The sequence below is a fragment of the Bacillus sp. PAMC28571 genome, from assembly GCF_014250435.1.
Classification (GTDB): Bacteria; Bacillota; Bacilli; order Bacillales; family Bacillaceae; genus Bacillus; species Bacillus safensis.
Genome location: NZ_CP060191.1, coordinates 2,219,126 through 2,240,025, shown reverse-complemented (window position 1 = coordinate 2,240,025; position 20,900 = coordinate 2,219,126). Strand labels below are relative to the sequence as shown.

24 protein-coding genes and 1 other annotated feature are annotated in these 20,900 nt (G+C 42.6%); of the genes, 22 read left to right on the top strand and 2 right to left on the bottom strand.

The window, feature by feature from the left end; translation table 11 throughout:
- Nucleotides 1-51 precede the first annotated feature (51 nt).
- From H7F25_RS11330 to pheA, 19 genes are all read left to right on the top strand, one after another.
- A complete protein-coding gene (locus tag H7F25_RS11330) occupies nucleotides 52-1,356 on the top strand; it encodes a bifunctional folylpolyglutamate synthase/dihydrofolate synthase (RefSeq protein WP_185853736.1) in 1,305 nt (434 codons plus the stop codon).
- Nucleotides 1,357-1,503: 147 nt separating this feature from the next.
- A complete protein-coding gene (locus tag H7F25_RS11325; RefSeq protein ID WP_185853735.1) occupies nucleotides 1,504-2,235 on the top strand; it encodes a prepilin peptidase in 732 nt (243 codons plus the stop codon).
- A gap of 157 nt (nucleotides 2,236-2,392) precedes the next feature.
- Complete coding sequence (locus H7F25_RS11320; protein ID WP_253207486.1) at nucleotides 2,393-3,409, top strand: SPOR domain-containing protein; 1,017 nt, start codon at nucleotides 2,393-2,395, stop codon at nucleotides 3,407-3,409.
- Between the two features lie 177 nt (nucleotides 3,410-3,586).
- The gene (locus H7F25_RS11315) at nucleotides 3,587-4,156 is read left to right on the top strand and encodes a Maf family protein (protein ID WP_024423165.1); all 570 of its coding nucleotides are present in this window, start codon (nucleotides 3,587-3,589) and stop codon (nucleotides 4,154-4,156) included.
- Nucleotides 4,157-4,203: 47 nt separating this feature from the next.
- Nucleotides 4,204-4,878, top strand: a complete 675-nt coding sequence (gene radC / locus H7F25_RS11310) for a RadC family protein (RefSeq protein WP_029706175.1) — start codon at nucleotides 4,204-4,206, stop codon at nucleotides 4,876-4,878.
- A gap of 89 nt (nucleotides 4,879-4,967) precedes the next feature.
- On the top strand, nucleotides 4,968-5,987 hold the full coding sequence (locus H7F25_RS11305; RefSeq protein WP_007501538.1) for a rod shape-determining protein: 1,020 nt from the start codon (nucleotides 4,968-4,970) through the stop codon (nucleotides 5,985-5,987).
- Between the two features lie 27 nt (nucleotides 5,988-6,014).
- Nucleotides 6,015-6,914, top strand: coding sequence for a rod shape-determining protein MreC (gene mreC / locus H7F25_RS11300; RefSeq protein ID WP_024423163.1), 900 nt, complete (start codon nucleotides 6,015-6,017; stop codon nucleotides 6,912-6,914).
- Nucleotides 6,911-7,429 (top strand): rod shape-determining protein MreD, encoded by a 519-nt coding sequence (gene mreD, locus H7F25_RS11295; RefSeq protein WP_024423162.1) that lies wholly within the window; start codon nucleotides 6,911-6,913, stop codon nucleotides 7,427-7,429. Before mreC ends, mreD begins: the two co-directional genes overlap by 4 nt.
- Before the next feature lie 54 nt (nucleotides 7,430-7,483).
- The gene (gene minC / locus H7F25_RS11290; RefSeq protein WP_024423161.1) at nucleotides 7,484-8,167 is read left to right on the top strand and encodes a septum site-determining protein MinC; all 684 of its coding nucleotides are present in this window, start codon (nucleotides 7,484-7,486) and stop codon (nucleotides 8,165-8,167) included.
- A gap of 2 nt (nucleotides 8,168-8,169) precedes the next feature.
- Nucleotides 8,170-8,973, top strand: coding sequence for a septum site-determining protein MinD (minD, locus tag H7F25_RS11285; RefSeq protein ID WP_017358134.1), 804 nt, complete (start codon nucleotides 8,170-8,172; stop codon nucleotides 8,971-8,973).
- A 220-nt stretch (nucleotides 8,974-9,193) separates the two neighbouring features.
- Nucleotides 9,194-9,985, top strand: a complete 792-nt coding sequence (locus tag H7F25_RS11280; RefSeq protein ID WP_185853734.1) for a M23 family metallopeptidase — start codon at nucleotides 9,194-9,196, stop codon at nucleotides 9,983-9,985.
- Nucleotides 9,978-10,847, top strand: a complete 870-nt coding sequence (locus H7F25_RS11275; RefSeq protein ID WP_185853733.1) for a M50 family metallopeptidase — start codon at nucleotides 9,978-9,980, stop codon at nucleotides 10,845-10,847. Before H7F25_RS11280 ends, H7F25_RS11275 begins: the two co-directional genes overlap by 8 nt.
- Nucleotides 10,848-10,913: 66 nt before the next feature.
- Nucleotides 10,914-10,986: a sequence feature (ribosomal protein L21 leader region), on the top strand.
- A gap of 12 nt (nucleotides 10,987-10,998) precedes the next feature.
- Nucleotides 10,999-11,307: a 50S ribosomal protein L21 gene (gene rplU / locus H7F25_RS11270; RefSeq protein ID WP_003216781.1), complete on the top strand. Its 309-nt coding sequence runs from the start codon at nucleotides 10,999-11,001 to the stop codon at nucleotides 11,305-11,307.
- 14 nt (nucleotides 11,308-11,321) lie between these two features.
- Complete coding sequence (locus H7F25_RS11265; RefSeq protein ID WP_073206522.1) at nucleotides 11,322-11,660, top strand: ribosomal-processing cysteine protease Prp; 339 nt, start codon at nucleotides 11,322-11,324, stop codon at nucleotides 11,658-11,660.
- A 12-nt stretch (nucleotides 11,661-11,672) separates the two neighbouring features.
- Nucleotides 11,673-11,957, top strand: coding sequence for a 50S ribosomal protein L27 (gene rpmA, locus H7F25_RS11260; protein WP_003216586.1), 285 nt, complete (start codon nucleotides 11,673-11,675; stop codon nucleotides 11,955-11,957).
- 256 nt (nucleotides 11,958-12,213) lie between these two features.
- Nucleotides 12,214-12,807 carry a sporulation initiation phosphotransferase B gene (locus tag H7F25_RS11255; protein WP_024423157.1) on the top strand — a complete coding sequence of 198 codons (594 nt, stop codon included), beginning with the start codon at nucleotides 12,214-12,216 and terminating at the stop codon, nucleotides 12,805-12,807.
- Nucleotides 12,808-12,828: 21 nt separating this feature from the next.
- A complete protein-coding gene (obgE, locus tag H7F25_RS11250; RefSeq protein ID WP_024423156.1) occupies nucleotides 12,829-14,115 on the top strand; it encodes a GTPase ObgE in 1,287 nt (428 codons plus the stop codon).
- 55 nt (nucleotides 14,116-14,170) lie between these two features.
- Nucleotides 14,171-14,614, top strand: a complete 444-nt coding sequence (locus tag H7F25_RS11245) for an ACT domain-containing protein (RefSeq protein ID WP_008342790.1) — start codon at nucleotides 14,171-14,173, stop codon at nucleotides 14,612-14,614.
- An 18-nt stretch (nucleotides 14,615-14,632) separates the two neighbouring features.
- Nucleotides 14,633-15,511, top strand: a complete 879-nt coding sequence (gene pheA / locus H7F25_RS11240; RefSeq protein WP_024423155.1) for a prephenate dehydratase — start codon at nucleotides 14,633-14,635, stop codon at nucleotides 15,509-15,511.
- Nucleotides 15,512-15,535: 24 nt separating this feature from the next.
- On the opposite strand, the gene H7F25_RS11235 is transcribed toward pheA, so the two are convergent.
- Both H7F25_RS11235 and H7F25_RS11230 read right to left on the bottom strand, forming a co-directional pair.
- Nucleotides 15,536-16,078 carry a transcription repressor NadR gene (locus H7F25_RS11235; protein WP_185853732.1) on the bottom strand — a complete coding sequence of 181 codons (543 nt, stop codon included), beginning with the start codon at nucleotides 16,076-16,078 and terminating at the stop codon, nucleotides 15,536-15,538.
- 3 nt (nucleotides 16,079-16,081) lie between these two features.
- Nucleotides 16,082-17,224 carry an IscS subfamily cysteine desulfurase gene (locus H7F25_RS11230; RefSeq protein WP_185853731.1) on the bottom strand — a complete coding sequence of 381 codons (1,143 nt, stop codon included), beginning with the start codon at nucleotides 17,222-17,224 and terminating at the stop codon, nucleotides 16,082-16,084.
- 94 nt (nucleotides 17,225-17,318) lie between these two features.
- Here H7F25_RS11230 and nadB point away from each other — a divergent pair, with 94 nt between their 5' ends.
- Genes nadB through nadA form a run of 3 tightly spaced genes read left to right on the top strand, consistent with a single transcriptional unit; the run spans nucleotide 17,319 to nucleotide 20,834 of the window.
- Entirely contained in the window at nucleotides 17,319-18,893 is a 1,575-nt protein-coding gene (gene nadB / locus H7F25_RS11225) for an L-aspartate oxidase (protein ID WP_185853730.1), read from the top strand.
- Entirely contained in the window at nucleotides 18,875-19,738 is an 864-nt protein-coding gene (gene nadC / locus H7F25_RS11220) for a carboxylating nicotinate-nucleotide diphosphorylase (RefSeq protein WP_034621107.1), read from the top strand. The genes nadB and nadC overlap by 19 nt, the downstream gene beginning before the upstream one ends.
- Complete coding sequence (gene nadA / locus H7F25_RS11215) at nucleotides 19,725-20,834, top strand: quinolinate synthase NadA (protein WP_185853729.1); 1,110 nt, start codon at nucleotides 19,725-19,727, stop codon at nucleotides 20,832-20,834. The genes nadC and nadA overlap by 14 nt, the downstream gene beginning before the upstream one ends.
- The last annotated feature ends 66 nt before the right edge of the window (nucleotides 20,835-20,900 follow it).

Sequence of the window (20,900 nt, the reverse complement as noted above, 5' to 3'; positions counted from 1 at the left end):
CTCCTAATGAAATGGAGTCGTCTTTTTTGAAAATTTCGTATGAAATGAGAGATGACATTGTTTACAAACTACCATGAAGCAATTGAGTGGATTCACAGCAGACTGGCCTTTGGCGTAAAACCGGGTCTTGAACGAATGAAATGGCTGATGAACAGACTAGGAAATCCGGAACAAAGCATAAAAGCAGTACATGTTGCAGGTACAAATGGCAAAGGATCAACCATTGCGTTTACACGTTCTGTTTTACAGGAAGCCGGCTATTCAGTCGGAACCTTCACCTCTCCGTTTATACTAACGTTCAATGAAAGAATCAGCGTGAACGGAGCGCCTATAGAGGATGAAGAATGGCTGAGTTTGGTGAATGAAATCAAGCCTTTTGTTGATGAATTAGATCAAACAGAGCTTGGCGCAGCAACAGAATTTGAAATCATTACAGCATGTGCATTTGCTTATTTTGCTCATGTGCACCAAGTAGACTTTGTCCTCTTGGAAACAGGGCTTGGCGGAAGGCTTGATTCTACAAATATTGCTGTGCCAATCTTAACAGCGATTACGTCGATTGGTCATGATCATATGGCCATTTTAGGTGACACACTTGAACAGATTGCAGCTGAAAAAGCGGGTATTATCAAAGCGGGTATCCCAATGATTACGGCAGTCCACCAGCCAGAAGCTCTTGCTGTCATTCAAAACACAGCAAAAGAAAAGAATGCCGAATGTATTTCCTTACATGATACTTGCAGCTTTAATGAGCAGCAGCCGACAGAAACAGGTGAACGTTTCACATTACGCACATCAAAAAGGCAGTATCCTCGTCTTGAAACAGGATTAATTGGAACGCATCAAAGGCAAAATGCTTCCCTTGCTGTTTTACTCATTGAATGGCTGGAGCAAGAAGGCTATATTAGCGTGACAGAAGAGCAAATATATGAAGGCATTCGGCAGGCAGTTTGGGCTGGGAGGTTTGAAAAGGTCAAAGATCATCCTCCAGTGTATTTAGACGGCGCACATAATGAAGAAGGGATCGACCGTTTAATTGAAACCGTACAAGCTCATTTTTCTAGTAAACAGGTGCATATATGTTTTAGTGCTTTAAAAGATAAGCCGTACAAGAAAATGATTCAAAAGCTTGAAGCTGTAAGTTCTTCTATCCATTTTGTTTCATTTGATTTTCCAAGAGCCGAATCAGCTGAAAAGCTTTATGTATGCAGTCAGTTAGACGCAAAGTCGTATGATGATGACCCTCGTACAGTGCTTGAGTTCATTCAGAAAAAAAGTGATGATCCTTCAGCGGTGATTCTTGTGACTGGCTCTCTTTATTTTATTTCAGATATAAGAAATCGTATGATCGGATAAGAAAAAAACGCAAATGGCTTCAATGCCTCTTGCGTTTTTTTCTTTTGATACGCAGAAGAGAAGTAAAATCATATTTTTGCTATGTGCACAATGAATACGGTCATGGTAAAATCCGGTCTATCTTATTCTCGGAAGGGGTCACGATATATGATAGGCATGTTTGTGTTTCTTGCGGGCGTCACCATGGGGTCATTCTTTCATCTAGTCGGTGAAAGGCTGCCACTGAAGCGGTCTATTCTTTTTCCTCGTTCTCACTGCACAGCCTGTAAACAGCCGCTTTCCTTGCGCGAGATGATTCCGCTAGTTTCGTATGCATTATTGAGGGGGACTTGTAAACATTGCGGCACTCGGCTGCCAATGCTATATCCACTGATTGAGCTGCTGTCAGGCAGTCTTTTTTTGCTCATGTATAGAATCGCTGGTATTTCGTTTGAAGGTCTTTTTCTTGTGATTCTTTGTAGTTTATTTGTGATTGCTGTCGTGAGCGATCTCCTTTATATGAGGGTGCCAAACGAGCTGCTTCTCTTCTTTTTCCCTCTTTTCGTCATATACCGCACGCTTGAACCTCTTCTTATTTGGTGGGAAGGAGCGGCTTCGCTTCTTTTTTGCTTTCTCTTGTTTTATAGTTTAGATCGTTTCAAGCCAAATAGCATGGGCGGAGCTGATATGAAGCTGTTCGGTGTGCTTGCATTTTGCTTTGGATTCAAGCCATTCCTTCTCATTCTTTTCCTCTCGTGTATCACTGGAATCGTCTATGCGAAGGTTTTTTCTTTTCGATTAGATGAGCCATTTCCCTTTGTTCCTGCGATCTCTTTTTCTTTTTGGCTGTATCTCTATGGAGTTCATGTCATGCTCCCGTTCGCCGGGTCGATCGGTTGAAAAAATTGGCGAACACTTTTTTTCCCTGCCGACAAAAGTCTTGTTCTTTTTTTTATCTGCTATGTTAAAGTGTGAAACAGAAAGAAGGACGGGTTACATTCGCGCTGATTCATTGGACAAAAAGGTCTTTCTTACAAACAATGTCAGAAAGCGGGGAATGACAGTGAAAAAAAGGCAGGCAAAAAAACAAGGGTTAAAAGTCAATATTAATGGCAAAGAAGAAATGCTTCATGAAGATGACCACCAGCCGCCAAAACAGCAAGAGGATGATCAAGTGACGTTTTCGAATTGGGAGGAAAAAAGGCAGTCAGAACAGGAGACAGCTGCTTCCGAGGAAGAACCGGCTAAACCGAAAGAAGAAGACTTCCAGTGGGATGACGCAGCTGATCATATTTATCATTCAGACCCAAAGGTCGTTACACCTTATCAAAAGAAAAAAGGCTCCTTTGACCAGAAGTTCGGTAAAAACCGCGGCCCGTTTAAGAGAGTGATGACAACGATTGTGTTTGCAGTGGTTCTTGGGACAGGCCTTGGTGTGTTTGCACTTAGCTTAAGTCAAGATGGTTCTCAGAATCCATCAGGGGGAGATATCAGCGTTTCAGCGTCCGGAAATCAATCATCAATGAAAGCGGGCGGGGATGCGCCGCCAGCAGATACTGCTGATGAATCAAAAGAGAATAAGGATGAAAAAAGCGCCTCTGGCAGTTTTTCAACCTATGTCGTACAGGCTGGAAAGTTTTCCTCTGAAAAAGGAGCAGATGAATTAGTTGGCAGTTTAAAAGAAGCAGGATATGCGGGGAAAAAGGTCTCGATGGATGATGGCTATTATGTCATTGCCGGGCTTGCGACAGAACAGGGCATGACAAGTGCTGTTGGGAAGAAGCTGATTGATCAGCACTTTGAGGCGTGGGGAGGCAAGGAGCTCTCATTTCAAGTACCGGAGGAGCTGACTAGTTTAATAGAAAAGGCATCTGTTTTATCCTCTAAGGTCATTGCAGGGGATGATGTAGATCAAAAGGACGTTGCGCAGCTAATCTCTGAGCTTGAAAGTGCCAAAACAACGGACGCACCAGCTAAAAGCAGTTTGCTGAAAGCGGTGCAGCTGTTAAATGAACCTACTTCTGAAAACGGGTGGAAATCTCAGCAGGCACTGCTTGATCAATTAAATACGTAAAATCATATTTTAAGAAACCAAACTAGTCAAAAAATGACTAGTTTTTTTCTTTTGCATCCAACATAATGATGAAGGAACATGAAAAATGAATTTTCGTAAATTGTCGGTAAGATGTACATTTGATAGGATGAATGGGTATCTTACTTCTTAGGCTAAACCCTGAAAGGATGAACAAACATGAACCAATTGATTCTCGCATCTCAATCCCCTAGAAGAAAAGAATTGCTTGATCTAGCAGGGTTTTCTTATGACATTCAAGCAAGTCAATTAAAAGAAGAAATAAATCGAAACTTTTCTCCTGCAGAGAACGTCCAATGGTTGGCAGAACAAAAAGCAAGTGATATTCAAAGATTATATCCCGAAGCTGTGATTATTGGTGCAGATACGATTGTTGCAATTGACGGCAAATGTCTTGGGAAACCAAAAGACAAGGAAGAAGCGGCCTCAATGCTTCAATTATTGTCAGGAAAGACACATCAAGTCTTGACGGGTGTCACGATTCAGTCAGAGAATAGAAAAGAAACATTTTATGAACAGACAGAAGTGACGTTTTGGACACTTACGCAAAATGAAATAGACCGCTATATCGAAACGGGAGAACCGCTTGATAAAGCGGGAAGCTATGGCATTCAAGGAAAAGGCGCACTGTTTGTTCAAAAAATAGATGGTGATTATTTTTCCGTTGTAGGTCTCCCTATTGCCAAAACAGTTAGAGTGCTCGAAACATTTGGAATCACCCCTTTTTGATGACAGGAAGGAATCTAAAAGGAGTGGGCATCATGAACGATTTCCCTATGTTGCTAAAGCATTTTCCTCAAGATGAAAAGCCGAGAGAACGATTGATCAAATATGGTCCCGGCAGTCTGTCAAACCATGAACTTGTTGCGATTCTTTTAAGGACAGGCACAAAAAAGGAATCAGTTCTTCAAATTTCCGCAAGACTTCTGCAAACATTTGGCGGTCTTCGCACGATAAGAGAAGCCTCAATTGAAGAAATGTCGAAGATTCGAGGAGTTGGAAAGGCGAAGGCGGTCTCTCTTTTAGCTGCTTTAGAACTCGGCACTAGATTACACCATCAAACGACGGACAACCGCTATGTGATCCGCACACCAGAGGATGGGGCAAACTTTGTGATGGAAGATATGAGGTTTTTACAACAGGAAAATTTCGTTTGTCTTTATCTCAATACTAAAAATCAAGTCCTTCATAAACATACCGTGTTTATTGGAAGTTTGAACTCATCCATCGTTCACCCGCGTGAAATTTTCAAAGAGGCCTTTAAACGGTCCGCTGCTTCATTTATATGTGTGCACAACCATCCATCTGGAGATCCGACGCCGAGCAGGGAAGATATTGAAGTCACACAGCGACTTTTTGAATGTGGAAAGCTGATTGGAATACAGCTGCTTGATCATCTTGTCATAGGTGATCAAAAATTTGTGAGTTTGAAGGAAAAAGGGTATTTGTAACACTTTTTTTTTCAATGTTTTACGATATAATAGAGTTTATGAGTTTTTCCCTAAGGGAATTTTGGTTTAAGAAAGGAAGATACATACATATGTTTGGAATTGGTACAAAAGACCTTGGAATAGATCTTGGCACAGCGAATACGCTTGTTTTTATTAAAGGAAAAGGCATTGTTGTAAGAGAACCTTCGGTCGTAGCCTTGGAAACTGATACGAAGTCTATAGTGGCAGTCGGAAATGATGCTAGAAACATGATTGGCCGTACACCTGGTAATGTTGTGGCACTACGCCCAATGAAAGACGGTGTCATTGCAGATTACGAGACGACAGCAACAATGATGAAATATTACATTAATCAAGCATTAAAAGGCAAAGGGCTTTTTGCTCGTAAACCTTACGTCATGGTATGTGTACCATCTGGTATTACAGCTGTAGAAGAGCGTGCAGTCATTGATGCAACAAGACAAGCTGGTGCACGTGACGCATACCCTATTGAAGAACCATTTGCTGCGGCAATCGGTGCTAACCTTCCTGTATGGGAACCAACAGGAAGTATGGTTGTGGATATTGGCGGCGGTACAACAGAAGTAGCGATTATTTCTCTTGGCGGCATTGTGACATCACAATCAATCCGTGTGGCAGGAGATGAGATGGATGATGCGATCAGCAGCTACATCCGTAAAACGTATAATCTAATGATCGGTGATCGTACATCAGAAGCGATTAAAATGGAAATCGGTTCTGCGCAGCCTGACGTACATGATGAGATGGACATTCGCGGACGTGACCTTTTAACAGGTCTGCCAAAAACAATCTCTATTACGGCAGAAGAGATTGCAAAAGCGCTTCGCGATACGGTGGAAACAATTGTCGATGCAGTGAAAATGACTCTTGAAAAAACCCCGCCTGAGCTCGCAGCAGATATTATGGACCGCGGAATTGTTTTAACAGGAGGCGGTGCACTGCTGCGTAATCTTGACAAAGTCATTAGCGATGAAACGAAAATGCCAGTCATTATTGCAGAAGACCCGCTTGACTGTGTGGCAATCGGGACAGGGAAAGCACTAGAACATATTCATTTGTTCAAAGGAAAATCAAAAGATAATCGATAATCGGGCGTAATTAAAGAGGTGTAAGACATGCCGCAGTTTTTTATGAATAAAAGATTAATGTTGCTCCTTGTCTGTGTCATCGTACTGGTGGCCATGATTGGTTTTTCAGTGAAAAGCGGCAGAGGTGCTTCATGGCCGGAAAAATTAGTGGGGGATACGACAGGCTTTTTTCAAGGTGTCTTTCATAAACCATCACAATTTATTGCCGGTATTTATGGGAACGTACAAGATTTAAAGAACACATATGATGAAAACGAGCGTCTTCGAAAAAAACTTGATGGACAAACTCAATATGAGGCGAAACTTCAAGAACTAGAAGATGAGAACAAAAAACTTCGCAAACAGCTTGGCTATGTGAACTCTATTCGTGACTACACGCCAATTCTATCAACTGTTATCGCAAGAAACCCTTCTCTTTGGGATAGCTTTGTGATGATTGATAAAGGGAAAAAACAAGGCGTGGAAAAAGATATGGCAGTCACTAATGAGAGTGGCGCATTAATTGGGAAGATTGAAAGTGATAAGCTCAACAATTTTACTTCGACTGTAAGATTGCTAAGCTCTACTGACCAAAATAATAGAATTTCAACGAAAATTTTTGCGAAAAAGGGCAAAGAAGAACTCAATGGAATCATTAACGGTTATGACAGCAAGAAAAAAATGCTGACTATGAATATTCTGAAATCTGATGCAGATGGGGATGTCAAAAAAGGAGATCTTGTTGAAACATCTGGAGCAGGGGGCGTATTCCCGCAAGGCTTAACGATTGGTAAGGTAAGTGAAATCGAGCCAGACCATTACGGCCTGACAAAGATCATTTACGTAGAACCAGCGGCTGAACTTAACAATTTAGACCGCGTGATTGTGGTGAATCGCAGCACAAGTACAGCAGATGCATCTGAATTGACGAAGGAGGAAGGCTCGTGAAACGTGTCCTTCTTGCTTTCGTCATGTTGTTTATCTTCGTATTTGACAGCATTTTTGTTGATTTAGTGAAGCTCCCATTTGTTTCAGAGAATCAAATTTTAGCTCCTCATTTCATTTTACTCGCACTTGTATTTATGACTGCTTTTGTGAATCAAAAATATGGTGTGATTTACGGATTTATCTTTGGACTTTTATATGATATTTCATATACAGGCATACTTGGTGTTCATATGTTTGGCTTTGGGGCGCTTTGCTATTTGTTAGCAAAAGCCTTTAAAGTTCTGCAAACGAATATGTTAGTCGTTGTCTTTCTGTCGATTATTGCTGTTTCCGTGATGGAGTTTTATGTATACGGCGTTCAAGCGACAATTCAACCAGGGATTATGCCGTTTAATACGTATGTCATCGAACGCTTTATTCCAACGATTCTTTTAAATACTGCTGCGTCTCTCATACTTGTTGTGCCGTTTAGGCTCTTTTTCACCCACGTGAAACAAGGACTGATCGACGAATAAAAGCAGGAGTTTGTCCAATTACGGCGAAATGAGTATGTTGTTGAGGTGAGCATCTTGAAAACTCAAAAACAGCAATATGTGACGATAAAAGGTACAAAAAACGGATTAACATTACAGTTAAATGATGACTGTTCGTTTGATGACCTTCTTTCCGGCTTGCGAGAGGTTCTATTACTTGAGCAATATACAGATGGAAGAGAAGGACATAAGGTCAATGTGCATATTAAGCTTGGTTTTCGGTATTTAACAGAGGATCAGGAGACACGTTTGACTGAAGCGGTGTCTGAAAATGAACATCTCGTCATCCACTCCATTGAAAGTGAAGTCATGTCAACTGAAGAGGCGAGACGATTAAAAGCAGAGGCTGAAATTACTTCTGTAGCAAAAATTGTACGCTCTGGACAGGTGCTGCATGTCGAAGGAGATCTTTTATTAATAGGAGATGTCAATCCTGGCGGAACGATTCGCGCAGGAGGAAATATTTTTGTGCTTGGCGCATTAAAAGGTGTGGCGCATGCTGGATGTAATGGCAACAAACAGGCTGTTATTGCGGCATCTCATATGATTCCAACACAGCTTCGCATCGCACAAGTTTTTAACCGCGCGCCAGACCAAAAAGAAGATGGAAATGAAATGGAATGTGCTTATTTAGATATAGATGGCAATATGATCATTGAACGCCTGCAGCAATTGGCTCATATAAGACCTAATCTGACAAGGCTTGAGGGAGGAATGTGAAATTGGGCGAGGCTATTGTGATTACCTCAGGAAAAGGCGGCGTTGGCAAAACAACAACATCTGCAAACTTAGGCACAGCACTAGCAATTCAAGGAAAAAAAGTGTGTCTAGTTGATACCGATATCGGCCTTCGGAATCTGGATGTCGTGATGGGGCTAGAAAACCGCATTATTTATGATCTAGTCGATGTAGTAGAAGGAAGATGCAAAATTCATCAAGCGCTTGTAAAAGATAAGCGTTTCGAGGATCTTTTGTATCTTTTACCTGCTGCTCAAACAAGTGATAAAACGGCTGTAGAGCCGGAACAGATCAAAGAATTAATTCAATCATTAAAACAAGACTTTGATTATGTTGTCATTGACTGCCCTGCTGGAATTGAGCAAGGCTTTAAAAATGCTGTATCCGGTGCAGACAAGGCCATTGTCGTGACGACGCCTGAAATCTCAGCTGTAAGAGATGCGGACCGAATCATCGGTTTGTTAGAACAAGAAGATATCGAACCGCCTCGTTTGATTGTCAACCGTATTCGTACACACATGGCGAAAAATGGCGATTCAATGGATGTAGATGAAGTGGTACATCATTTATCAATTGATCTACTTGGCATCGTAGCAGATGATGATGATGTGATTAAGGCTTCAAACAATGGTGAACCGATTGTTATGGATGCTAAAAACAAAGTATCGATTGCCTATCGCAATATTGCCCGCCGCGTACTAGGCGAATCTGTTCCGCTTCAATCTTTTGAAGAAGAAAACAAGGGAATGTTTGCAAAGCTCAAAGCATTTTTTGGTGTAAGAGCATAATCACTTAAGCGTGATAGAAAACCTTTGCAGTCTAGGAAAGACGGCTGCCTTTGCGAAGCGAATTTGACATTCGTGAGTACCGGAGCGCAGACCTGACACTGTATGCAAGGGTTTGTCTGCATGCTGAGACCGATTCGATTTAGAATCGGTCTTTTTGTTGCATATCAGATGGGGTTGTCACATAAAATGTACAAACTGTTTGTATGTAAAGGGTGATCTCATGAAAAGAGTGGACGAGTACCGAAAGAAAATCGCGCAGCGCCGCAAAATGATGCAGCCAGCCGCTCCTCCTAAGAAGACGGCTTTCAAGAAAAAAGAAGATATCCCGCCATGGGTTATGCTGACAGAGGAAGAAAAGCATTCTGGCTCGACCTCCTATGAACCGGCGACTCATCAGACAAAGAAATACCGTCATCCCTTATTTAACCCGAATACCTTTGTGCTTAAATGCTTATTATCAGCGTCCCTTGTCTTGATTGCAGCCATTTCATTTAAAGGTCAGACAGGTCCGTTTCAGCAGCTGAAGCCAATGATTACTCAGACTTTTGAGCAAGATTTTCAATTTGCTGCTGCTAACCGCTGGTTTGAAAAAACAGTTGGACATCCGCTGGCCTTTTTAACAGAGAAAAAAGATGGCCAAAAGGACGTACAAGCGAATCAAGAACTAGCTGTTCCTGCCTCTGGTAAAGTGCAGGAATCCTTTACGCAAAATGGAGCAGGTGTCAAAGTGGAGACATCCGCTGAAGCCATTGATAGTATGAAGGAAGGCTATGTGGTCGAGGTGAAAAAACAAAGCGATACAGGGCTTACCGTTGTAGTGCAGCATGCAGATAACAGCTATAGCTGGTACGGTCAATTAAAGAAAGCCGATGTGGCCTTATACGATTTTGTCGATAAGGGTGAAAAAATTGGCCAGATTTCGCTTGATGATCAAGGGAAGGGCACGTATTACTTTGCTATTAAGCAAAATGAACAATTTATCGATCCTATTCAGGTGATGACCTTTGAATAGATGGCTGCTCATGCTGACGAAAATTCACATCCATCCGCTGCTGTGGATTGTGATGGCGTTTGCGATTCTGTCAGGTCAAATCAAGCCGCTGCTTTGTCTGCTCGTGATTGTTTGTGTCCATGAACTTGGACATGCAGCGGCTGCCTGCTATTATCATTGGCGCATTCGGCGGATTTTTTTACTGCCATTTGGCGGAACGGTGGAAGTAGAGGAACATGGGAACCGTCCGTTAAAAGAAGAGCTGGCGGTCATTTTGTGCGGGCCGCTTCAGCATGTACCGCTCCAGCTCATCGCATGGCTTTTCATGGAGGCTTCTCTTATCTCGCACGATGTCTTTACGATGTTTACCTTTTATAATATGGCGATTTTCCTTGTGAATCTTTTGCCCGTTTGGCCGCTTGATGGCGGAAAATTATTCTTTTTGCTCTTATCTGTTTTTTACCCTTTCCAACGTGCACATGCCCTAGCAATAAAAGGCTCACTTGTCTTTTTCGGTCTATTGACAGGAGGGTTACTTTTGTTTGCACCGCTGCAATTCAATGGCTGGGTGCTGCTTACTTTTTTAGCTTATTCACTCGTGATGGAGCACAGGCAGCGGCATTACGTCAGGGTTCGCTTTTTACTAGAACGGTATTACGGTAAAAAAGAGCAAAAGGTAGAAAAACTGATTCCGCTGAGAGCAAGTGCAGAGGAAAAAGTATACGAAGTGATGGCACGATTTCAAAGGGGCTGCAAGCATCCGATTATTATTGAAAGAGATGGCGTGAAGATGAGCCAGCTTGATGAAAATGAACTGCTCCATGCGTATTTTTCAGATCGCAGAACCACCTCCTCAATGGAAGAGCTTCTTTTACCATACTAATGGTGAAAATACATTGACATTCTGCGTCTAGTTTGATATATTTTTTAATGTTATGGATATGTAGCACCCGTGCTACAACCGCGCGGAGCAGGTGTAAAGTGCCTATGGCCCCCTGTATTCGGCGAGTCTGAGTTTATTAGGAGGTGCAGAGATGTACGCAATTATCGAAACTGGTGGTAAACAAGTAAAAGTTGAAGAAGGTCAAACTGTTTATGTTGAAAAACTAGCTGCTGAAGCAGGTGAAACAGTAACTTTCGAAAACGTATTGTTTGTCGGCGGAGACACTGTCAAAGTGGGTAACCCTTCAGTTGCTGGAGCAACAGTAACGGCCAAAGTTGAAAAACAAGGTCGCGGTAAGAAAATTACTGTGTTCAAGTACAAACCGAAGAAAAACAACCACAAGAAACAAGGTCATCGTCAACCTTACACTAAAGTTGTTATCGAAAAAATCAACGCTTAAGGCGTGTGAGTGATATGATCAAAGCAACCATTACTCGGTCATCAGCAGATGAAAGCATTACGTCTTTTCAGATGACTGGACATGCCGAGTTTGCTGAAATAGGTCAGGATCTCGTTTGTGCAGGTGTATCTGCTGTTGTTTTCGGCTCAGTCAATTCAATTATTGCACTGACAGGATTGGACCCACTGCTTGATATTGGTGAAGATGGCGGCTACTTCTCTTTTGAACTGCCGGCTGATACAGATCCAGTATCCTTTGAAAAAGCCCAGCTGCTTTTAGAAGGCATGGTCGTTTCCTTAGAGACAATTGAACGAGATTATCACGATTATGTGAGAATATCAACAAAAAAATAGGAGGTGAACTTCATGCTTAGATTAGATCTTCAATTTTTCGCATCTAAAAAAGGGGTAGGTTCTACAAAGAACGGACGTGACTCTGAGTCTAAACGTTTAGGCGCTAAACGTGCTGATGGTCAATTCGTAACTGGTGGTTCTATCCTTTATCGTCAACGTGGAACGAAAATCTATCCAGGTGAAAACGTTGGACGCGGAGGCGACGACACTCTTTTCGCTAAAATCGACGGAACGGTTAAATTCGAACGTTTCGGTCGTGACCGTAAAAAAGTGAGCGTATATCCTGCGGCACAATAATTGCTAAAAACTCCGGTCATTGACTGGAGTTTTTTCACTTTTTACAAGCAGTACCGAAGATGATAAAAGAAGATGCACTCCATAAATATCAAAGAACGTTTGCTGACTTTGCCTCATTTTCTCCTATACGATCAGAAAAAACAACCTTTCCTCACATAACTAGTGTTTTTCTATGCTGTCTTCTCTGTTATAATTCAGGGAGACATATTGATGATAAGACTCCTAAAAGAGAGACCAAACGATTGGGAGTGCGATAATGGAAGAGATACCAAGTAAAGAAAATGAAAAATTAACTCACGTTGCATTAACAAATGAATTGATCTATCTGCTCAGTCGTTCAAGACACGACTGGATGAATAAATTACAGCTGATCAAAGGCAACTTGACATTAGAAAAATATGACCGCGTGTTTGAAATTATAGAAGAAATGGTCATTGAAGCACAGCATGAATCCAAACTCTCAAATTTAAAAATTCCCCAATTGGCCTATTACTTTCTAACATTTAATTGGGAGTCGCATTTTATCACCTTAGAATATGAAGTGCTTGGTGAAACCCGAGACTTATCAGCATATGAATCGCAGCTGCTAACGGTATCACAGGAGTTGTTTTCGATATTCGATCAATCAGTTTGCCAAAAAACTGAAAATCATTTAACGGTCACTTTCCAAACAGATCATGAAGAAAATGATGTGATCTTATATTTTGATTTCAAAGGAAAATTAACAAGTTTGGATGCGTTAAATGCGTTTCATGACGCAAACTATCCATGTATGAGTATAACGCAATTTCATGTGACGCCTCATGAGTCCATGATTGAGCTTTGTTTGAGGCAAGAACGAGATATGTGATGCAGAGAAACGGAGGAAGTTATGTTTGTAGATCAGGTTAAAGTGTATGTTAAAGGCGGTGACGGCGGAAACGGTATGGTGGCGTTCCGTCGTGAAAAATATGTACCAAAGGGCGGCCCAGCAGGCGGCGATGGCGGAAATGGTGCAGATGTTGTATTTGAAGTAGACGAAGGACTTAGAACGTTAATGGACTTTCGTTATAAGCGCCATTTCAAGGCTGACCGCGGCGAGCACGGAATGAGTAAAAACCAGCATGGCCGAAATGCGGAAGAAATGATTGTCAAAGTTCCGCCGGGTACGGTTGTGACAGATGCAGAGACGGAACAAGTACTAGCTGACTTGACAGAGCATGGGCAGCGGGCTGTCATTGCCAAAGGCGGACGTGGCGGACGTGGAAATTCACGCTTCGCAACACCAGCAAACCCTGCACCACAGCTGTCTGAAAACGGTGAGCCAGGTAAAGAACGTGACGTCATCTTAGAATTAAAAGTACTTGCAGATGTTGGACTTGTTGGTTTCCCAAGTGTCGGGAAGTCAACGCTGCTCTCGATTGTCTCTTCTGCGAAACCAAAAATTGCGGATTATCATTTTACAACGCTTGTACCGAACCTCGGGGTTGTTGAAACAGACGATAACCGAAGCTTTGTTATGGCGGATCTGCCAGGACTGATCGAAGGAGCGCACGAAGGCGTTGGCTTAGGTCATCAATTTTTACGTCATATTGAGCGTACACGTGTCATTGTCCATGTCATTGATATGTCTGGACTTGAAGGACGTGACCCATACGAAGACTACGTGACGATTAATGAAGAGCTTGAGCAGTACAATATGAGATTGACAGAGCGTCCGCAAATCATTGTTGCGAACAAAATGGACATGCCAGATGCAGCTGACAATCTAGAGGCATTTAAAGAAAAATTAACGGATGACTATAAAGTGTTCCCGATTAGTGCGATCACAAGAGAAGGGCTTCGTGAGCTCTTATTTGAAATCGCCAATCAGCTTGAAACAACACCGGAATTCCCGCTTTATAATGAAGAGGAGCTGTCGGATAACCGCGTGATGTACAGGTTTGATGAAGGCGATGCACCATTTGAGATATCTAGAGATCCTGATGGCACATTTGTCTTAACGGGTAAAGCACTTGAGCGTCTGTTTAAGATGACAGACTTCTCAAGAGATGAATCTGTTAAACGATTCTCTAGACAGCTGCGCGGAATGGGTGTCGATGATGCCTTGCGTGAGCGCGGAGCAAAAGATGGCGACATCATTCGTCTGCTTGAATTTGAATTCGAATTTATTGATTGATCAACAGGAGGGTCCAGACCATGGGCTCTCCCGTTTTTAAAAGGGGAGAAAACAGGTGAAAGAAGAAACGTTCTATTTAGTAAGAGAGGATGTACTTCCAGATGCGATGCGAAAAACGCTTGAAGTCAAAAAGCTTCTCGATCGCAAAAAAGCGGATTCAGTTGCCGATGCTGTTCAAAAAGCGGATTTAAGCCGCAGTGCTTTTTATAAATACCGAGATGCTGTTTTTCCATTTTATACAATGGTGAAAGAGCAGATCATCACATTGTTTTTCCACCTTGAGGACCGGTCTGGGGCTTTATCAAGACTGCTTCAAATTGTGGCTGACTCTGGCTGTAATGTGTTATCCATTCACCAAACGATTCCGCTGCAAGGAAGAGCGAATGTCACCTTATCAATTAGTACAGCTGGTATGGCAGATGATATCAACACTGTCATGAATCAATTAAGAAAGCTTGAATTTGTCGAAAAAGTCGAAATTCTAGGTTCTGGGGCGTAAAAGGAGAGATCATAGCAGATGAAGCAATTAACTGTAGGTTATTTTGGACCAGAGGCAACATTTACTCATTTGGCCGTATGCTCTTGTTTTCCAAAAGATGCGGTGCAGCGTGCCTATGCAACGATTCCGCAATGTATGGATGCTGTGTCAAAAGGCGAAGTCGATTTGGCGGTCGTTCCACTTGAAAATGCACTCGAAGGCTCTGTGAACTTAACGATTGATTATTTAATTCATGAAGAAGCGCTGTCCATTGTGGGGGAGATGACAGCACCAATTCGGCAGCATTTGCTTGTCCACCCATCAAGAGCGGAGAGCTGGGAGACGTTAGATGTCATTCAATCGCATCCTCACGCGATTGCCCAGTGTCATCAATTTCTGAAAAAGCAGTACCCTCATATTCCTCATCGGCCAGTGGAATCAACAGGCTATGCAGCAAAATACATCAGTGAGCATCCAGATGAAGCTGTCGGGGCTATTGCCAATGAAATTGCCGCAAAAACGTATGGTTTGACGATTGCAAAAAAAGACATTCATGATTATCCGCACAACCATACACGCTTTGTGATTTTACATAAAGATCCTAACGCATCGTTCCCAATGAATTCTGGTTTCTCATCAAAGCCAAAAACGACCATTGTGGTCAGTCTGCCTAAGGATGACCAATCAGGCGCATTGCACCGCGTGCTGTCTGCTTTTTCTTGGCGGAATCTTAACTTGTCAAAAATTGAATCTCGTCCGACAAAAACAGGTCTTGGACATTATTTATTTATTATTGACATTGAAAAAGAGATGGATGATGTCCTCGTCCCTGGTGCGATTCAAGAATTAGAAGCGATTGGCTGTGAGGTCAAGCTGCTTGGCAGCTATCAAACATATGAATTAACGAATGAAAAATAGTGTCCCGTGCAGGACACTATTTTTTTAGTCTTTTATTAAAAACCCAGCATCATCCAGCGCTTGAATGGCTTGGTCAAGCTGTTTTTGGCTGTAAGCAGTGAGAGTATGCAGGTGCACGCCGTCTGTTAGTTCTGACAAGTAGGACGCGCCGGTGTTAGAAATATGATGGACAAAATCAGCGACTTGTTTCCGTGTGCTGACGCGAATAGAGGCCGTTAGTTCACCATAAACAGGGTGCTCAATGATCACATCTTTCACCGTCACTCCAAAGTCTACAATCAAGGTCAGTTCCTCTTCTGTACGGGCAGGATCATGTTTGCAGGCGATGATTTGTTCAATTTCTCTTTCTGGCGCATGCTGCGCTGCCATATACACATAGCCTTGGCTTGTGGCAATAATGGGTTCGTTTTTTGCTTTTAATAATGAAATATCTTGTACAATGACTTGCCGAGAGACAGCCGCCTTTTTAGCTAAAAAGTTTCCAGTAAGCGGTGTGTCTGTTTCTTTCAGCCACTCTAAAATGGCGTTTCTTCTTTCTTCGCCAATGAGTTTCCTCTCTTGCTCCACGTCCTAAGCTCCCTTCTTCTCCTTTTGCAAATGCTCAAATGTATGCAAAAGCTGATCGATGTCATCTTTTGATGACTGATATCCAAATGATAGTCGAATAAATTGTAGGGCATCACGATCTGATACACGCAATGCCTTCACAGCAGGGGAAGGATGGTGATAACCGGAAGCACATGCGCTTCCAGTAGATAGACAAATCCCATGCCGGTTACATGCTAACATTACATATTGTCCTTCAAACCCTTCAAAAAAACAACCAATAATATGAGGAAGCGTGCGGCGATTGTCAATGTCCTGAAGTGTACGAACTGGCAGCTGTCTTATTTTTAACTGCTGAAGAAAATAATCACGCAGCTGCTTATCTAATTTTTGCTGTTCATCCAGCCTAAGCATCGCTTGTTCACTTGCGGCAGCAAAAGCACCGATACATGGAACGTTTACTGTCCCTGGACGTAAGCCATTTTCCTGAACTGCTCCTGTATATAAAGGTTTCCAAGGAACATGAGCGCCCATATAAACGGCACCAGCGCCTTTAGGAGCATACACTTTATGACTTGAGATGGACACAGCATCGACTCCAAGTTCTTTGATGGACACACGAATCTTTCCAAATGTTTGCACAGCATCTGTATGAAAAAGAATGTTCCTTTCTTTTAAAAGAGGCGCTAATTCAGCAAGCGGCTGGATAATTCCTGTTTCTGAATTAGCATGCTGAATAGATACTAGTCCTGTTTCAGGCAATAATGCTTTTTTGAGAATGTCCTGTGTTATGATTCCATCCTGATTTGGTTCAATGATCGTGACTTTTACGCCAAAACGCTCTAAGCTGCTAACTGCATAATGAACAGAAGGATGCTCAACTGAAGTTGTGATGACATGCTGTTGATGTGCTGGCAGTCCATTGATGATCGATTGAATCGCAAGGAGATTGGATTCAGTTCCACCACTTGTAAAATAGATCCCATCCGGTTCACCCTCGATCATGGCAGCGAGTGATTGTCTGCTGTAAGTCAATATGTCATTTGCTTTTCCCCCAGCATCATGAAGGCTGCTTGCGTTTCCGTAAAAATTTTTGCTTAGCTGTTCAAAAACATGCAGCGCTTCCTCTGAAACAGGTGTAGAAGCTGCGTAATCTAAATAAACCAACCCATCCATCTCCCGTGTGAAAATTTTTTCTTGTATTTATTTTAGTGTTGTGTAATGATATGTGTCAAGACAGGTGTAAATGACAGGAGGGGCGATGGTGTCATCAATCAAAAAAGTCATTGTGGTGGGATCAGGTATTGCAGCGCTTTCCTTTGCAAAAACCATTTCGAAAAGCTGCCAGGTCATCATGATGACAAAAAAACAATGTTCATCTAGTAATTCCATGCTGGCTCAAGGAGGAATCGCTGCTGCCTTTTCAGCACATGATTCAGCTGAGCAGCATGTGCAAGATACACTAGCTGCCGGCTGTGATCACAATGATGAAAGAACGGTACAAGAAATCGTGAGACTTGGAAAACACCTTGTGGAGCAGCTCGTAGCAGAAGGCTGTCCATTTGATCAAGATGAGGCAGGAGAGCCGCAATTAGGCAAAGAGGGAGCACATACCACACATCGCATCTTGCATGCAGGAGGAGATCAATCAGGTAAAACCCTTGTACAGTTTCTGAAAAGTCAGCTCGGCTCACATATTCACTTATACGAATATCATCATGTCATTGATCTATTGATTCATGAAGGGACATGTACGGGTGTTGTATGGAAAGACGAGACAGGACACGTACATACGATGACCGCAGATGCCGTTGTTTTATCAACTGGCGGCTGCGGCTCCCTATATGAGACAAACACAAATGATCCTTCTATCACAGGAGACGGACTGATGATGGCCTATCGAGCCGGGGCACAATTAGTGGATCTCGAATTTGTTCAATTCCATCCAACTCTTTTAACAATCGCTGGAAAAGCAGTTGGCCTCATTTCAGAGGCAGTACGGGGAGAGGGAGCTTATTTAGAAGATGAAACAGGCAGGCGGATCATGAAAGGTATTCACCCACAAGCTGATTTAGCACCTAGAGATGTGGTCGCTAGAGCTATTTTTCATGAGCAGCAATTAGGTCATCAATTGTATCTTAACATCCATGATATCCCGCATTTTTCAGCTCGTTTTCCAGCCATAGCTCAGATGTGCCAGCGTGCAGGCGTCGATATGGAAAGCGGCAGGCTGCCAATTTCCCCCGGTATGCACTTTTTAATGGGCGGCATCAGCGTCAATGAATATGGAGAAACGACTGTTCCAGCGCTATTTGCCATTGGAGAAGCGGCCTGTACTGGCTTACACGGTGCGAATCGATTGGCGAGTAATTCTCTTCTGGAAGGTCTCGTGTTAGGCAGCAAAGCGGCACAGAGAATTGAACAACTGCCTAAACAGAAAGAAACAAGTCCACCTTTTTCCATTCAAGAAATATGGATGGTTCCAATGATTTCAACAACTCAGCTGAGACAATGGATGACTACATTTGCGGCCATTGTGAGAGATGAAAAAGGCTTGCAGACTTTGCTTCATTCGTTGCAGCATGTCACTTTTCAGCAAATTAATGTGAAGGATATCACAAATGAACAGATCGAATTAAGCAATCAATGGGCATTAGCGGTTTGCCTTGCCAAATCTGCATTACTCCGTACAGAAAGCAGAGGCGGCCATTATCGAATGGATTATCCAGAGCGGAGCGATGCATTGTGGCAGGGCAGGCAGATTGTTCATGAAAAAGGTCACATTCATATTATGGAAAATGAAAGGATCGGTGCCAAATGGAACGTTTACAGTTAAAACAAATGCTCACTCATTTTTTCACAGAAGATATTGGCTTTGGAGATGTATCAGCAGATGCCATCTTTGGGGACAAGAAGGGAACAGCTTTTATCATTGCGAAACAATCTGGTGTATTGGCAGGATCACAAGTGATTGATCTAGGGTACCGCCTGTTGAATGAACAGATTCAAACGGAGCTGTATTTTCAAGAAGGTGATTGGATTCATTCAGGCGCTGTACTGGCGAAAATAAAGGGCCCAGTCAACGACTTATTAAAGGGAGAGAGAGTCATTTTAAATCTTTTGCAGCGAATGACAGGTATCGCCACCTTAACACATGAGGCGGTCCGCAGATTAGCTGACCCGTCTATTACGATTTGTGATACGAGAAAAACGACACCCGGCCTGCGTATGTTAGAGAAATACGCAGTGAAGACAGGCGGTGGAAAGAATCATCGCTTTGGCTTATCGGATGGGGTGATGATTAAAGATAATCATATTGCGGCATGCGGTTCTATCCGTGAAGCTGTAGAGAAAGCAAGAGCATATGCCGGTCATATGGTGAAAATTGAAGTGGAAATTGAATCAGAAACGCAGCTTATAGAAGCCATTGATGCAAAAGCGGATGTCATTATGTTTGATAACTGCTCTCCAGACGAAGTAAAACGTTTTAAACAAATGACACCAGAGTCCATTCTGACAGAGGCTTCAGGAGGCATCACGCTAGAGACATTGCCAAGCTACAGGGGCACAGGAGTCGACCTTATTTCACTTGGCTTTCTGACACATTCTGCTCCAGCATTTGATTTTAGTATGAATATGGAATTCAGTCATAAAGGGGGAACAACTCATGTCCATGCTTAATGTATTAGCCAATCAACATGCAGTCATGATGCCAGATGAATATAAACACCGCTCTGATGATGAGATGAAGCAGCGAGTGTTAGACATTAAGCGGGCTTTTGGCTCAAAGCTTTTTATACCAGGCCACCATTATCAAAAGGATGAGGTCATTGAATTTGCAGATGCAACAGGAGATTCATTGCAGCTGGCACAAATAGCGGCTGACAATCATGAGGCTGAATACATTGTATTCTGCGGTGTTCATTTTATGGCAGAAACGGCAGATATGCTGTCAAACAAGAATCAGAGCGTCGTATTGCCAGATATGAGGGCAGGCTGTTCCATGGCAGATATGGCAAATATGAAACAAACAGACAGAGCATGGGAGCAGCTCACTGATTTGTTTGGGGAGACAATACTTCCGCTTACGTATGTCAATTCAACAGCAGACATTAAAGCATTTGTCGGCAAACATGGCGGGGCAACAGTGACTTCATCAAATGCTAAAAAAGTACTCGAGTGGGCGCTGACACAAAAAGAGCGGATTCTGTTTCTCCCTGATCAGCACCTAGGACGTAATACGGCTTTTGATTTAGGTATTCCGCTAGAAGAAATGGCTGTCTGGGATCAGATAGAAGAAAAGCTCATCACCGATCAGCCGCTTTCCCGGATCAAGATGATTTTATGGAAAGGCCATTGCTCCGTACATGAGAAGTTTACCGTTCGGAATATAGAAGACATGAGAAAAAAAGACCGTGACATTCAAATTCTTGTCCATCCTGAATGCACGCATGAGGTCGTAAGGGCTTCTGACCTAGCAGGTTCAACGAAATTTATTATTGATACGATCAAACAGGCGCCAGCAGGAAGCAAATGGGCGATTGGAACAGAGATGAATTTAGTCAAACGGATCATAGCGCAGCACCCAGATAAACAAATTGAATCTCTTAACCCAGATATGTGTCCATGTTTGACTATGAACCGGATTGATTTGCCTCATTTGTTATGGTCACTGGAAAGCATTGAGAAGGGTCAGCCGGCCGGGTTGATACAGGTCAATGAAGACATCACGAAAGACGCTTTGCTTGCACTCGAGAAAATGATCGCCATTAAATAATGAATCAGCCCCTCCTATCAGAAAACAAGTTTTTATCATATCGGCTTGTAAATAGGCATAAATTTA